Consider the following 15,023-nt stretch of genomic DNA (forward strand, 5'->3'; position numbering starts at 1 on the left):
AAAATGATTCTTATCATCTATTATGATGTCAACATAAAAAATTGTATACGGAAAGCACTAGGGGTGCTGTTTTTGGCTGAGATAAAGCGCGAGAGTACGCGCTTTGATCCCTTATGACCCGATCTGGATAATACCAGCGTGGGGAAGTGCAGGTTGACCGAATGGTGTATTTTTTTGTGCGCTTAATCGGTCTATGACTGCATATTCCCTTAGGATATGCAGTTTTTTATTTTACCAAAAAACAGGGGGTTAAAGAAATGGAACACATATGCGGCACAAGCAGAATCGCCGGTTTTCGGTTCTCTTTATATCCGATGTCGGATGATTTTATCAGTGTGATCAAGTCTGCGCTGAATAAAACCGACACATCTAAGGTTTGGGCGAAAACCGATCATATCAGCACAGTTCTGCGCGGTTCAATTGATCATGTATTCGACGTTGCCAAAGCGATTTATCTTTATGCGGCGAACAGCGCAAAACACATCGTCATGAACGGGACGTTTTCCATCGGATGCCCGGGCGATACCCAAGGAGATACATATCTTTCCGCAGACGAGAAGCGTGTCAATGAAGAGGCTATCCGGAGCCTGAAAGCGGAAGCGCCATGCCAATTTGCCCTTTATCCGATGAATGAGCCGGATTATATGGGCTTAATCATGGAAGCTGTCGACATTGCGAAAGCAGAAGGCACATTCGTACAGGGTGTCCATTACGCGAGTGAGCTTGATGGGGATGCGCATGACGTATTCAGGACATTGGAAGCCGTTTTCCGCATGGCTGAGCAGCAAACAAAGCACGTAACCATGACTGTGAATCTCTCAGCTAACAGTCCATCAAGAAAAAACCGAAAGCAGGGATAAAATGAAAAGCTGGAAAGTAAAAGAAATTGTCATCATGTCCGTTATCAGTATCGTTTTTGCCATTGTTTATTTATTATTTACGCATTTTGGAAACGTACTCGCAGGTATGTTCGGGCCAATCGCCTATGAACCGATTTATGGCATTTGGTTTATCGTTTCTATCATTGCCGCGTACATGATTCGAAAACCGGGTGCGGCGCTTATTTCTGAAGTGATCGCCGCTCTCGTTGAATGCCTGCTGGGAAATCCGTCCGGCCCGATGGTCATCGTCATCGGCATCGTTCAAGGTCTCGGGGCTGAAGCTGTATTTTTCGCGACACGCTGGAAAGCATACTCTCTTCCAGTCCTTATGCTGGCGGGAATGGGTTCTTCAGTAGCCAGCTTTATCTATAATCTTTTTGTTTCTGGCTATATCGCCTATTCACCAGGCTATCTTTTCATTTTGCTCATGATCCGTCTTGCTTCCGGCGCGCTTCTTGCGGGACTTCTCGGAAAAGCTGTCAGCGATTCTCTCGCTTATACGGGTGTGTTAAACGGAGTGGCGCTCGGAAAGGAACTGAAAAAGAAACGGAAACGGATATCAGAACATGCAAGCCTTTGATAAGCTTCTGACGGTTGACCAGCTCAGCTTCTCTTATGAAGAAGACGAGAAACCGGTATTTCAAAACATCTCGTTTGCGCTTCAAAAAGGAGAATGCGCTTTATTGTTAGGACCGAGCGGATGCGGAAAAAGCTCGCTCGCCCTTTGTTTAAACGGTCTTTATCCGGAGGCTTGCGACGGCATACAGTCCGGACATGTGTTTTTATTTCAAAAACCGGTCACAGATACCGAATCTGTTGCTCAGCATGCCGGGGTCGTCTTTCAGGACCCGGATCAGCAGTTTTGCATGCTGACGGTAGAGGACGAAATTGCTTTCGGGCTGGAGAATCTGCAGATTCCAAAAGAAGAGATGACAGAGAAGATCGATGCCGTTTTAAACACATTACACATTCCACATGTAAAAGAAAAAACGATATCCACTTTGTCAGGAGGACAAAAACAGAAAGTTGCTCTTGCCTGTATACTGGCCATGGAGCCTGAGCTGATTATATTAGATGAGCCGACTTCTCTATTAGACCCTTATTCAGCGCGGGAGTTCGTTCATATGATGAAAGATCTTCAGCGGGAAAAAGGCTTCAGCCTCCTTATCATTGAGCACCAGCTTGATGAATGGATACCTTGGATTGAGAGAACCATTGTACTGGACAAAGAAGGCAAAAAAGCGCTGGATGGCCGAACGGTAGATGTATTTCAGCACGAAGCGGAAACCTTAAAGAAACTAGGTATCGCAATTCCAAAAGTGTGTGACCTGCTGAAAAAGCGCAGCATCCCTTTCACTCTATCAAAAGAGCGACTGTTCAAAGAGCCCTTTCCTCCCTGCCATGCCGAAAAGAAAAAAGTTCATTTCGGGGAGAGTGTGCTGGAAGTCAGCAGCCTTTCGTTCGCAAGAGGGCAGCAGACGATTTTCGAAGACATCGGTTTTTCATTGCGTGAAGGCACTTTGACGGCGCTTGTCGGCCCGAACGGCACCGGGAAATCAACGCTCTTATCCGTCCTCGCCCGTCTGATGAAGCCGAAAAGCGGAAAGATTCTTCTATATGGAAAGCCGCTGCAATCGTATAAAGAAACTGAACTGCGAAAACGAATGGGATTTGTTTTTCAAAACCCGGAGCATCAGTTCGTCACAGGCACAGTATATGACGAGCTGCTGTTCGGCCGGAAAGTAAATGCTGAAACTGAGAAAAAAGCGCAGCATCTGCTGCATCGTTTTGGTCTTGCGCATTTGGCTGATCATCATCCGTTTGCCATCAGCCAAGGGCAAAAACGGCGCCTGAGCGTCGCCACCATGCTCATGCATAACGTAAAGGTTTTATTATTAGACGAACCAACCTTTGGCCAGGACGCCCGCACGGCGGCTGAATGTATGGACATGATTCAGCGTATTAAGGAAGAAGGAACCGCTGTTCTTATGATTACACATGATATGGAGCTTGTCTCTTCGTATGCCGACAGCGTCCTTGTCCTGCACGATACGAATTTGGCTTTTGACGGATCTCCAGCGCAGCTATTTTCTCAGGAAAAGGGGCTTGTCCAAAAAGCAAAGCTTACCCTTCCCCTTTTATATGAATGGATGGCCTGCCAGAAGGAGGTGCGTGATGAAGCAGCCGTTACATCATATTAATCCGGCAGTAAAAGCGGCGGCGGTTTTTTGCTGTGTCGTCATGCTATCGTTCATTTACAACCCTTACACCCCTGCGTGTTTTTATGTCATCATCGTAGCGGGTGTCCTAGTGGCGGCCAACATCCCATTGAAAAAATGGTTTTTGTTTACGATTCCGTTTTTGATTTTGGCATTCGGGTGCGTATGGACAGCCGCTGTTTTTGGAAAGGTTCCGACAACTCCGGATAATTTCTTGTTTCAGGCCGGCCCTATCTCGATCAACAGTGATAATGTCTCTGTCGGCATCTCTCTCGGTTTTCGGGTTTTGTGCTTTTCCGCCTTATCAATGATGTTTGTTTTTACGACCGATCCGATTTTATTTATGCTGAGCCTTGTCCAGCAGTGCAAGCTCTCACCAAAGCTCGCATATGGCGTTATTGCAGGCTTTCGTTTTCTTCCTCTGTTAAAGGATGAAATCCAGCTGATCCAGCAGGCCCATAAAATCAGAGGAGGAGCGGCAGAGAGCGGGTTTATTGAGAAAATCAGCGCCTTAAAGCGGTATACCATCCCGCTTTTGGCAAGCGCCATCAGAAAAGCGGAGCGGACAGCGCTCGCAATGGAATCGAAAGGGTTTACAGGAAGCAGAAACCGGACATATTACAGGACCCTTACCGTTAACCGCCTCGACTGGCTGTTCTTGTGCCTCATTCTCTTGCTATTCGCAGGATCTTTTCTCGTATCCTTATGTTTTGCCTCATAAAAAATCCGCTATCGGCGATGATAGCGGATTTTTTCTTATTGATGATAGTTTAAAGCCTGGGCAAGATTGGTTTTAATTGTAATATTCGAAAAATCAATCCCCAGCTGTACAGCGGTTTGCGCGATTTCCGGCCTGATTCCTGACAGGGTTGACCTGACACCGATTAAAGTGAGCGCCTCGATCAATTTAAAGATTTGGTGCGCCACCATCGTATCAACCACAACCACACCTGATAGATCAATTAATAGATGCTCCACGCGCCTTTTTGCACAAGCATGAAGCGTGTTTTCCAGAATGAACTTTGCCCGCTCAGTATCAATGTCTCCGACAAGCGGCAGCAGAGCTGTTGATTTGCTCAGGGTAATGACAGGCGAGCTTAATTCCAAAATCATCTCTCTCTGGGCGTTTAACTGCTGTTTGGCATTCGCTTCAGCGTGATCAACGAATGTATAAATGGTAAAATCAAAAACTCTTACAATCAAATCGGCCCATTTTTGTTTCTCCTCCGGTTCAAGCGCCGACTCATTTTCTTTTGCGAACTTCTCAAGATACTTCGTATATAATCTCCGGTTTCTCATAAACTCCCGAATCACATACTGAACCGGAGTGTCGAGATGCTTTTGATCGTTCGTCAGTTCAATGACCCACTCTTGAAATTCTTCGAGAAATTGTTTTTCCGGTAAAACATACATGTTATTCAGATGCCTGTAAAACTCTCTGTCCTGCTCTTTCAATTCTTCCGTTACAGATGCATTATGTAAGGCGTAAAGCGAATTCGGATCACTTTCCTCCATTGTTTCAATCCATTCCTCTGCCATTTGTTCCACATGCTCTGAAAAAAATGCATATAATTTTTCATTCAGTTTCATCACACCGCTCCTTTCCCCAACACTATTATAACTTGACTGACAGCTGAATCCTAGTCATACATGCTGAGCCATCCAATATTTTGAAATTTAATCATTCTTTGGGGTGTATCCTATTTTTTCAAAATGCTTCAAATGGCTCTGTCCGAGCGGTTGCTTTTTTCATATAATATGAGGCAACACCCTTGAATCCACTTGCAAGCATAAAAAAGGAGGGCTTTTTTATGAATGGTGAAATCCGCTTGATCCCGTATGTGACGAATGAGCAGATCATGGATGTAAACGAGCTTCCTGAGGGCATTAAAGTGATTAAGGCGCCAGAAATGTGGGCAAAAGGGGTAAAAGGCAAAGATGTAAAAATTGCAGTATTGGACACGGGATGCGACACAAGCCATCCAGATTTAAAGAGCCAAATCATCGGCGGAAAAAACTTCACGGATGATGACGGCGGCAAGGAAGATGTGATTTCCGACTACAACGGACACGGCACACACGTCGCCGGAACGATTGCAGCTAACGATTCAAACGGCGGCATTGCCGGAGTCGCGCCTGAGGCAAGCCTATTGATTGTAAAGGTTCTGGGCGGCGCAAACGGAAGCGGCCAATACGAATGGATTATTAACGGCATTAACTACGCGGTGGAACAGAAAGTTGATATCATCTCGATGTCCCTTGGCGGACCGAGCGATGTGCCAGAATTAAAAGAAGCGGTGATAAACGCCGTCAAAAACGGAGTGCTTGTCGTTTGCGCAGCGGGTAATGAAGGTGACGGAAATGAACGAACAGAAGAGCTTTCCTACCCTGCAGCTTATAATGAAGTCATCGCGGTTGGATCTGTTTCCATAGCGCGTGAATTATCAGAATTTTCTAATGCAAATAAAGAGATCGATCTTGTGGCTCCGGGAGAACAGATCTTATCGACCCTTCCTAACAAGAAGTACGGAAAACTCACCGGCACCTCAATGGCTGCCCCTCATGTCAGCGGAGCGCTTGCTTTAATCAAAAGCTATGAAGAAGAATCTTTTCAAAGAAAGCTTTCTGAAACTGAGGTTTATGCACAGCTGATCCGCAGAACACTCCCTCTTGATATTGCAAAAACGCTGGCAGGTAATGGCTTCCTATATTTAACCGCTCCTGATGAGCTGGCAGAAAAAGCAGAGCAATCACATTTGATGACCCTATAAAATTATTTTTCTTATATAACATAATCCAAATATAGTAAATATAATTTCAAATTCTATGTTGACAACAAATTTGGATTACTGTTAAGATTACCAACAAATGATTTAACTTTTCAAAAAATTAATAACATTTTCTCTTATCGAGAGTTGGGCGAGGGATTGGCCTTTTGACCCCAACAGCAACCGACCGTAATTCCATTGTGAAATGGGGCGCACTGCTTTTCGCGCCGAGACTGATGTCTCATAAGGCACGGTGCTAATTCCATCAGATTGTTCTGAGAGATGAGAGAGGCAGTGTTTTACGCAGAAAAGCCTCTTTCTCTCATGGGAAAGAGGCTTTTTAGTCGTGAAAAAACCTCTTAGCAGCCTGTATCCGCGGGTTAACGAGAGTGTTTTACATAAAAAGGAGGAGAAACAATGACAACCATCAAAACATCGAATTTAGGATTTCCGAGAATCGGACTGAACAGAGAATGGAAAAAAGCACTTGAAGCGTATTGGAAAGGCAGCACGGATAAAGATACATTTTTAAAACAAATCGACGACCTTTTTTTATCCGCAGTTAAAACACAAATTGACCAGCAGATTGATGTTGTGCCTGTTTCTGATTTCACACAGTATGACCATGTACTCGACACAGCCGTCAGCTTCAACTGGATTCCGAAACGATTCAGACATTTGACTGACGCTGCCGATACATACTTTGCGATCGCCCGCGGAATAAAAGACGCTGTATCCAGTGAAATGACAAAATGGTTTAATACAAATTACCATTACATCGTTCCGGAATATGACGAGAGCATCGAATTCCGCCTGACAAGAAACAAACAGCTTGAAGACTATCGCCGGATCAAACAGGAATACGGTGTGGAGACCAAACCTGTGATTGTCGGCCCTTATACGTTCGTTACGCTTGCTAAGGGATATGAACCGTCTGAAGCAAAAGCGATCCAAAAACGCCTAGTCCCGTTATATGTACAGCTTTTGAAAGAGCTTGAAGAAGAAGGCGTAAAATGGGTTCAAATCGATGAGCCGGCGCTCGTCACCGCCTCTAGCGAGGATGTCAGCGGCGCAAAAGAATTATTTGAAAGCATCACAGGTGAGCTTTCCTCCTTGAATGTGCTTTTGCAGACGTATTTTGATTCTGTTGATGCCTATGAAGAGCTGATCTCTTACCCGGTACAAGGAATTGGCCTTGATTTCGTTCACGATAAAGGCAGAAACCTGGAACAGCTGAAAACACACGGGTTTCCAGCAGACAAGGTGCTGGCAGCCGGCGTTATCGACGGACGCAACATTTGGAAAGCGGATCTCGAGGAACGCCTTGATGCCGTTCTTGATATTCTGAGCACTGCAAAGGTTGATGAACTGTGGATTCAGCCTTCCAGCAGCCTGCTGCACGTTCCGGTAGCGAAGCACCCTGATGAGCATCTGGAGAAGGATCTGCTGAACGGCTTATCCTATGCAAAAGAAAAGCTAGCCGAGCTGACAGCTTTGAAAGAAGGCTTGGTATCAGGAAAAGCGGCGATCAGCGAACAGATTCAGCAGGCGAAAACTGATATCCAGGCGCTCAAACAGTTTGCAACAGGCGCACATTCTGAACAAAAGAAAGAGCTTGAGCAACTAACCGATAAAGACTTTAAGCGCCCAATTCCGTTTGAAGAACGTTTAGCCGTGCAAAATGAATCTCTTGGCCTTCCGCTTTTGCCGACGACTACAATCGGAAGCTTCCCACAGTCCGCTGAAGTGCGGAGCGCGCGCCAAAAGTGGCGGAAAAATGAGTGGTCTGATGAACAGTATCAAAACTTTATCAATGAAGAAACAAAACGATGGATTGATATTCAGGAAGAATTGGAACTTGATGTCCTTGCTCATGGTGAATTTGAACGGACAGACATGGTCGAATACTTCGGTGAAAAGCTGGCCGGGTTCGCCTTCACAAAATACGCTTGGGTTCAATCATACGGCTCACGCTGTGTCCGTCCGCCAGTCATTTACGGAGATGTTGAATTTATTGAACCGATGACAGTAAAAGACACAGTATATGCACAGTCCCTGACATCCAAGCATGTGAAAGGAATGCTGACCGGTCCTGTTACAATCTTAAACTGGTCTTTCCCTCGAAACGATATTTCGAGAAAAGAAATCGCCTTCCAAATCGGGCTCGCCCTTCGCAAAGAAGTAAAAGCGCTTGAAGACGCAGGCATTCAAATTATTCAAGTGGATGAACCGGCGTTGCGCGAAGGCCTGCCATTAAAAACCGAAGATTGGGATGAGTATTTGACTTGGGCGGCGGAAGCATTCAGATTAACCACTTCATCCGTCAAAAACGAGACGCAAATCCATACGCATATGTGCTACAGCAACTTCGAAGACATCGTCGATACGATCAATGATCTTGATGCTGATGTGATTACAATCGAACACAGCAGAAGCCACGGAGGATTTTTAGATTACTTAAGAGAGCATCCGTATCTGAAGGGCTTAGGCCTAGGTGTTTATGACATTCACAGCCCCCGTGTGCCGTCAACTGAAGAAATGTACAACATTATCGTTGATGCGCTTGCCGTCTGCCCGACTGACCGCTTCTGGGTCAATCCAGACTGCGGTTTGAAAACAAGACAGCAGGAAGAAACGGTTGCAGCATTGAAAAACATGGTCGAAGCCGCAAAACAGGCAAGAGCTCAGCAGACACAGCTTGTATAAAACGACACCATCTGTCTTTGGCAGATGGTTTTTTCTATTAGAAAGCGGAAATCGGTTTCCGATGCTTCCCGTCTCCTTCTACTACTATTTTGGCTGTTCCATTTTCATCACATTCCACAAGGCTCAATGATGTATCATGTATGTAAGCAGAATTCCAAATGTCATTAAGGCGTTTTCACCGTAACAGGTTATAGGCAAACCCTTACCATATTTATTCACTCAATTCAGATGATTAAGATTGACACCCGAGTAGGTGGGGGTGACTAACCCCCAACCTCTCATACCGCCGTTGCACCGTCGTTTCATCTAAGTCCAACGCATGTTCTGATATCGGTTAGCTAGACCCTTGCGCCTTTTTTGTTTGTAGTTGTGTCAGTATCTGGACTGGCTGCACAAGGTCTGGTTGTACCCGAAGTCCCACTCTCCTCACTATTACCGCTTTTCCTTCTTTTTTGTTTTGACAGACTTTGATGGCCCTGTTGTAGATTCATTGCCTACTGCGTCAATTGCTTCTATTTTAAAGGTATACTTTGTTCCTGCTGCCAGCCCCGATACTTTATAACTGCTTTCTGTAACGGTAGCAAGTTCAGTTTCATCTTGATATACTTTATAACCGCTAACCTTGTCACTAGCCCCACTCCAGGTCAAAGTGAGGCCTGTATCTGTTACATTCGAGGTTTTTAACTTTCCTTTGTTCCATAGAGTTGTTGTATCTTCTTTAATCACCTCAACACCATCAACGATTAGTTTGATGTCACTGAAGGTAATGTCAGCATTTCTCGCTACAAACATTCCTACATAAACGTAATCGGAATCAATACTTGTTAATTTAAAATCAAAACCTCCTGTAATCGTAGCTTCAGTCCCAAACATAGCAGCATAGCCATCTGAATTGCTCTCAATCCGAAGGTTAACCGTATCTCCTGGGGATATTGGGCTCTCAGCCGTTCCACCTTGAGTAAGCACTCCACTCTTCCTTGCAAAGGAATTCCAATACCTTCCGTCTGCTGCTTTTGTCAGTTTCAAAGGTGCTGCTGCAACATAATCACCCAGAGCTGTCGTCATATTCGAATCAATGTACATTTCGTCTCTGGCCATCAAACCAAAGGATACTTGATCGTTGTATTCAAAACGATTAATCTTAGCTTTTGCAGTCAGCTTAAATGTACTGTTTGCAGGAACCTTATAGTAATACATCGCAAGCCCATCCACGTTACTAGCAATTTTCCCCTTATTATTCCTAACAGCGATGTGCATATTTCCACCATCATCGGTTTCTAAGGTTTGATTTTCCGTATTTGGACTACCACCAACATTACCAAAAACCGTACCTTTCCAAATTCCATAGTCAGCCCATAACTCACTTTGCGGCAATTCACCTGTATAAGATGGTTCCTCGTAATTTGGATTAGAAACGAGTATATCTGCTTTCGTTGGTGCTTGTGTATCAATTACATGCTCAGCTAGCCCACTAATGCCTAATGCCTTAATCGTCTTGGTGATAAGGTGTGCATGATAGGCTGCACCCCATATATTAGTGTGGGTATTATCTACACTTTCCGATTTCGACGATGTCCATGAATGTAGATACAACGTTTCATCCGGACCTAATTGATCATATACATTTTTCGTTAATGTTGTCATATCTACTACTGGAATTTCTAAATCAACGCCTAAATTTCGGATGGCTTGTGCATAATCTCCACCTTCAAATTCTCCAGAACTGGCTGTAATATGAAGATTCGAATTACTCCACTCACCAGTTGATGTTCTTCTTACAATTGGGGTAGTCAAGATGACTTGAGTTCCTGCCGCTTGAGCCTGCTTAATATAATTCTCATACAAAGAGTTCGCAAAGGATCCCTGATCCGAATAGGTTCCATTGGGATTTGTATATCTGTCAACTTCATGCTTCTCATCGTTATGCCCAAAACCTATTAATAAGTAATCTCCGCTCTTCATACCGTTTAGTAACGTTTGATACTCAGGATCAGCGATATAGCTTTTTGAACTTCTTCCTGACAATGCAAGATTTTGTATAGTGAATGAGCCACCCAAATAATTTTCGATATGAGTCCCCCAACCATATCTTGGATAATAGTAGTTGTCTGAGAAGGCACTTACGGTTGAATCGCCAACAATCCAAATGGTTGAAGTAGGATCAGTCGTTTTTGCTGTTATTGTCACCTTTATGATAACTCCCGGAGCAAAACCGTCTACGGTTCCGTGAACTTTCACTGTTCCAACCTTTGTAGTGTCAACCGTATCCCAGGTCACATCCACATCCTTTTGAGTTCCATCACTGTATACCACTTTTACAGTTTGTGGAAGTTCAGCTGCATTTCCTTGAGTTACAGCTATATCTTCTGGTTGTACGATTGAAGTTATGATAGGTTGCTCCGGTACAGCAGATAGACTGTTAATTAAAGCTTGTGTTTCATTCGTCCAATAGTTATCTAACTCTTTTGTATAAACGCCGTTTTCATCACGAGTAAAAACACTTACTTCGCTGCGTGAATTAACTTCAAATAGTACACTCCCCTTACCGTCTACAGCGCCTACTCTTACAGGTGGAATCACGTAGCTGGAGATGTTATATCCAAGGTCCTGTATTCCCTTGGTTAGTAAACCACTGTTATAAAATCCTCCAATTTTATTATTGTGAGTTGAATCGGCAGGATTCATGATAGCCCTAGCTACAGGAGAGACTCCATTATTGGCTGCAGGATCATTTTTATATGCCTTTTCAAAGGATTCCTTTGTCAAATCAAACATATTAATGACCTCAACACCCTGCTCTTCACCCAACTGCTCAACGGCTTTTACATAAGCATTATTGGACGTTGTTATTGTTCCTGTTGTAGTATCCGTTGCATCATGATGAGGCCTAATCGTTCCATCGGAGTTAAAATATTGTCTTGAAACCGGAGTTACTAAAATAGGTGTGGCACCTGAATTTCTTGCTACATCAATATATTGCTGCAAATACCACTTGAAGGTACCGCTTGTATATGGAAAATACTCTGGCCCATATTTTGAAAGGCTCTCCGGCGTTGCTTCCTTCATACCCGGAACAGAAGGGTAAATACCATGTTCATCCGATTCTCCCATAGAGACAAATCTATCTAAAAGATATCCAGTTTGATTTGATGAATCATTATGTCCAAACTGAATCAGCAAGTAGTCACCAGCTGCAATAGTCGAAGCAATTTTATCAAGACTTCCCTCATTGATAAAGCTTCTCGAGCTTCTACCTCCGTTCGCATAGTTCACAATATTCACTTTATCGTCATTAAAAAAGCTCTGTAAATATTCTCCCCAGCCACCTGAGCCTGATGATGAGCCATAAGTCTTAACCGTTGAATCACCTGCTAAATAAATATTTACACGCTCTCCATCCGGAATTTCATTATCTCCGCCACCGGATGAGCCAGCCTTAACCAAATTGTCAAGCTGAACAGACATCGGAGTGCTCTTTAAACCATTAACGGTTTCCGGTGTAACAACAGCCTTAATATAATAACCTTCATCGGCACTAGTTATCTTATAATTTTTTGAGATATACGCTGTTGTTGCATGGATTAACGTTTCCGTTCCATCAGGACTTACCTTATACCACTGGATTAACGAACTGTCGTTTTGATTATCATTTGGATCCTTAAACTCATAACCTAAGCTAATCGTGTTTCCGGTGTAAGGCATATTAATATCATCGTCTGTTGTAAAGAAAGGATTAATCTTAAATGTCGGAGCAGCATCACTGTCAGCTGAATAGTAAGATGGTTTCCACCCTCCGAGGTAATTCTCAACATTTATAGCGTCTGCTTGTTTTTTTGTCAAAACGGGTACTCTTCTTTGCGATGTATCGACAGCTTTACCATTATAAGTTGTGTTGTATTCTGCATAATTTGCATTTTCAGGTTGATTGCCAGACATCTCATGCCAACCGCTTGGATTCATGATATCGCTTGTCTGAAGCTTAGTATTTAGGAAGGTTACTTTTGCCCCTGCTCCCCATGGTCTTCCAAAATAACCAGGTGAAAACAGCTTTTCACTGTCTGCCGTAATTGTACTGTTCCTAAACAGGTACCCATAGGAAGCTGTATCTTTCGCTGCTGTTATATAACCGCCAACAGCCTGCTCACTGTAACCAGCAAAATTCAATGTAACATTATCAAATACTACGTTCCCATCACCAAATATATAATCTGTGTTGCCTTCTATAAAAGAGTTCTTAAAATAACTGCGATTCGTACCTGTATAAAGGGTATCCTGACTTCCAAGAAAACGACAGTTCAAAAATTCTGCACGGTCTCCCTCCATGATCATTGCTGCCGCTCTTTCTGTAGCTGCTTTTGACGTAACATCAGTAAAAGAATTTCTTTCTACATTTATAGAGCTTCCAGCTACATTGGCCAACTCCACACCATCTGCTAATTCCTCATCTGTCACATATTTGTTAAAGGAATTTTCAAATATGATGTTTTGAGCTTTGAAGTTTTCTGCAGCACTGGTGACATACACAGTACCTCCCCATTTACTGGCGGTATTTTTGGAATACTGATCAAATGCCCTCTCTTCATCATAGAAGCCGTCATCCCCGATGCTGTAATATTTATATCCAATACCGTAATACCACGTAATTTTCACTTGCGTATTTGGATCACTGGTTGGGTTTGGATTGGAATTCACAAGGGAAATGTATGGAGTTTGTATTACAAGCTGCTCCCTGTATACCCCCGGCGCAATATGAATGGTGATTCGCTGCTCTTCATTGCTCGGGTTCATTCTGGCCGCTACAGCAAGAGCTTCCTTCACTGTATGATAGTTATGTTCCTTTGAGCTATCACCAACATATAAGTCAGCAACCCATGAAAGGGGCTCTGGCTCCGAATGGTTAACAAACAGAATATCCTTTGTCGTATCCTGTCCACTAATAACGACGTGAGTGCTTGTGCTATCATTCTCAGAACTAGTCGCTGTAACGCTGTACACTCCTTCTCTGAGACTAACCGTATATCCTCCGTTCGAAACGGTCCCGGAATACACGTATCCATCATTAACATTAGTAAATGTCATACTTGAAATTTGAGCTGTTGATGATAATCCCTGGAATGTACCTGTTGCCGTATATACTGGTTTTTTATCAACTGTAATATCCTGAATAGTGTCAGCGCTTACATTTATTCGACCACCATCAACAACTTCATAATCATTGACACCAGAAATAATGGCTGTATACAGCAGTCCATCCTGAACATCAGCTGTAAATGTCATGTCCTGTGTATTAACTGTGGCTGTAACTGGTGAAGCAAGGCTACCCTCTTCAGGATGAAACTTGATTTGTAATTTACTTACATCATAACTGCTGTCAAAGCCCATAATATCCCCTCTTACTGTGACAAGCTGGTTAGCCACAACATCTAAGCTAATCGTTTTCCCCATTGCAATATCAGACGTTGACGTGCTAACTACCTTGGTTTCATCAGTAAATCTGTATTCCGGAACACCCTTTAAAGTGGCAATATACTCATAACCAGTTGCTAAAACTGCATCAAAGGTATTGTCTGCATTCATATTCACTGTAGTTGTATCACCTGTTGCCTGATTCGTAAACGTAAGTGCATAATCTGTAGAAATATCACTGCCATTTACATTCACAGCGCCACTTACCTTAACTCCAGGAGTTCTAACTACTCGATGGAACCAAGGCTTTCCTCCTGAAGTCGCTGAAACATAAATTTGATAGGAGCCTGAATACTGTGCTATAAACTCAACTTTTTGTGCTGTTCTAGTAAAATCAGCAGCACTATCCTGAACTTCCGAAGTATCCGGTGTTACGGTTACTTTTGAACCGTCTATACTTACCGCTGCGTGAACGAAGTGGATGGTTTCATCTCCATTGCTTGTGCCACCATATACCGTAATTTTATCTCCTGCAACAACATGCTCCAGAGTCAAAAACCTTCTCTCTGTACCTCCCGTACCATTTGCGTAATAAACGCCGTTTGATTGATATCCATCCTCATAACTGTGCTCTTGATTTTCCCAGCTACCAGAGGAGTTATCACCGACAGTCGTGCCATCAGCTTTATCATAATAAGACCTGTCACTTGTAACTGGATTAGCTACGGTTAAATCACCATAAGAAGTGGTTTCAAATGTACCAGATTTAATGGTGGTTTTCTTGTCAAGAATATCGGGTGTGATATTGTTGTTGTATAATTCCCCCGGCGTTTGGATTCCCCCAAAATCCCATACATCAATTTTTCTGCTGTTAGATGTGTCACTGGCTAATGCTAAACCACCAATACTGTTTAAGGCTAAGGTGAAAAGCGTTGTAAATACAAGGGCTTTCCTAAAAGCTTTTCTAGACTTGCTTTGCATTATTACACCCCTCTCAATAATTGGTGATAGTTCTTTAAATTCATGATCCCTCAAAGACATAT

Annotated in this window: 8 protein-coding genes, 1 pseudogene and 2 riboswitches; of the genes and pseudogenes, 6 read left to right on the plus strand and 3 right to left on the minus strand. The window is 43.4% G+C overall.

Features of this window, described 5'->3' with window-relative positions:
• Positions 1 to 49 precede the first annotated feature (49 nt).
• A riboswitch (TPP riboswitch) is annotated at positions 50 to 162 on the plus strand.
• Positions 163 to 257: 95 nt separating this feature from the next.
• The 4 genes from BV11031_RS11405 to BV11031_RS11420 are packed head-to-tail and all read left to right on the plus strand — an operon-like array spanning position 258 to position 3,821.
• Positions 258 to 860: an HMP/thiamine ABC transporter substrate-binding protein ThiU gene (locus BV11031_RS11405; RefSeq protein ID WP_010330479.1), complete on the plus strand. Its 603-nt coding sequence runs from the start codon at positions 258 to 260 to the stop codon at positions 858 to 860.
• 1 nt (position 861) lies between these two features.
• Positions 862 to 1,461 (plus strand): ECF transporter S component, encoded by a 600-nt coding sequence (locus tag BV11031_RS11410; RefSeq protein WP_010330478.1) that lies wholly within the window; start codon positions 862 to 864, stop codon positions 1,459 to 1,461.
• Positions 1,448 to 3,082 carry an ABC transporter ATP-binding protein gene (locus BV11031_RS11415; protein WP_010330477.1) on the plus strand — a complete coding sequence of 545 codons (1,635 nt, stop codon included), beginning with the start codon at positions 1,448 to 1,450 and terminating at the stop codon, positions 3,080 to 3,082. The genes BV11031_RS11410 and BV11031_RS11415 overlap by 14 nt, the downstream gene beginning before the upstream one ends.
• Complete coding sequence (locus tag BV11031_RS11420; protein ID WP_010330476.1) at positions 3,057 to 3,821, plus strand: HMP/thiamine ABC transporter permease ThiX; 765 nt, start codon at positions 3,057 to 3,059, stop codon at positions 3,819 to 3,821. Before BV11031_RS11415 ends, BV11031_RS11420 begins: the two co-directional genes overlap by 26 nt.
• Before the next feature lie 35 nt (positions 3,822 to 3,856).
• Here the strand turns inward: BV11031_RS11420 and rsbRB are convergent, their stop codons facing one another.
• Positions 3,857 to 4,690, minus strand: coding sequence for an RsbT co-antagonist RsbRB (gene rsbRB, locus BV11031_RS11425; RefSeq protein WP_010330475.1), 834 nt, complete (start codon positions 4,688 to 4,690; stop codon positions 3,857 to 3,859).
• 221 nt (positions 4,691 to 4,911) lie between these two features.
• On the opposite strand from rsbRB, the gene isp reads away from it, so the two are divergent.
• Both isp and metE read left to right on the plus strand, forming a co-directional pair.
• Positions 4,912 to 5,871 carry a serine protease Isp gene (gene isp, locus BV11031_RS11430; RefSeq protein WP_010330474.1) on the plus strand — a complete coding sequence of 320 codons (960 nt, stop codon included), beginning with the start codon at positions 4,912 to 4,914 and terminating at the stop codon, positions 5,869 to 5,871.
• A 131-nt stretch (positions 5,872 to 6,002) separates the two neighbouring features.
• A riboswitch (SAM riboswitch) is annotated at positions 6,003 to 6,157 on the plus strand.
• 128 nt (positions 6,158 to 6,285) lie between these two features.
• Positions 6,286 to 8,574: a 5-methyltetrahydropteroyltriglutamate--homocysteine S-methyltransferase gene (gene metE, locus BV11031_RS11435; protein ID WP_010330473.1), complete on the plus strand. Its 2,289-nt coding sequence runs from the start codon at positions 6,286 to 6,288 to the stop codon at positions 8,572 to 8,574.
• A gap of 37 nt (positions 8,575 to 8,611) precedes the next feature.
• Here metE and BV11031_RS23370 read toward each other — a convergent pair.
• Together BV11031_RS23370 and BV11031_RS11445 are read right to left on the minus strand one after the other, a co-directional pair.
• Positions 8,612 to 8,749, minus strand: a pseudogene (locus BV11031_RS23370) (histidine phosphatase family protein); the annotation flags it as partial.
• A gap of 257 nt (positions 8,750 to 9,006) precedes the next feature.
• Positions 9,007 to 14,961: a pectinesterase family protein gene (locus tag BV11031_RS11445; RefSeq protein ID WP_129550764.1), complete on the minus strand. Its 5,955-nt coding sequence runs from the start codon at positions 14,959 to 14,961 to the stop codon at positions 9,007 to 9,009.
• Positions 14,962 to 15,023: the final 62 nt, after the last annotated feature.

Origin of the sequence: Bacillus vallismortis, assembly GCF_004116955.1 — a bacterium.
Taxonomy (GTDB): Bacteria; Bacillota; Bacilli; order Bacillales; family Bacillaceae; genus Bacillus; species Bacillus vallismortis.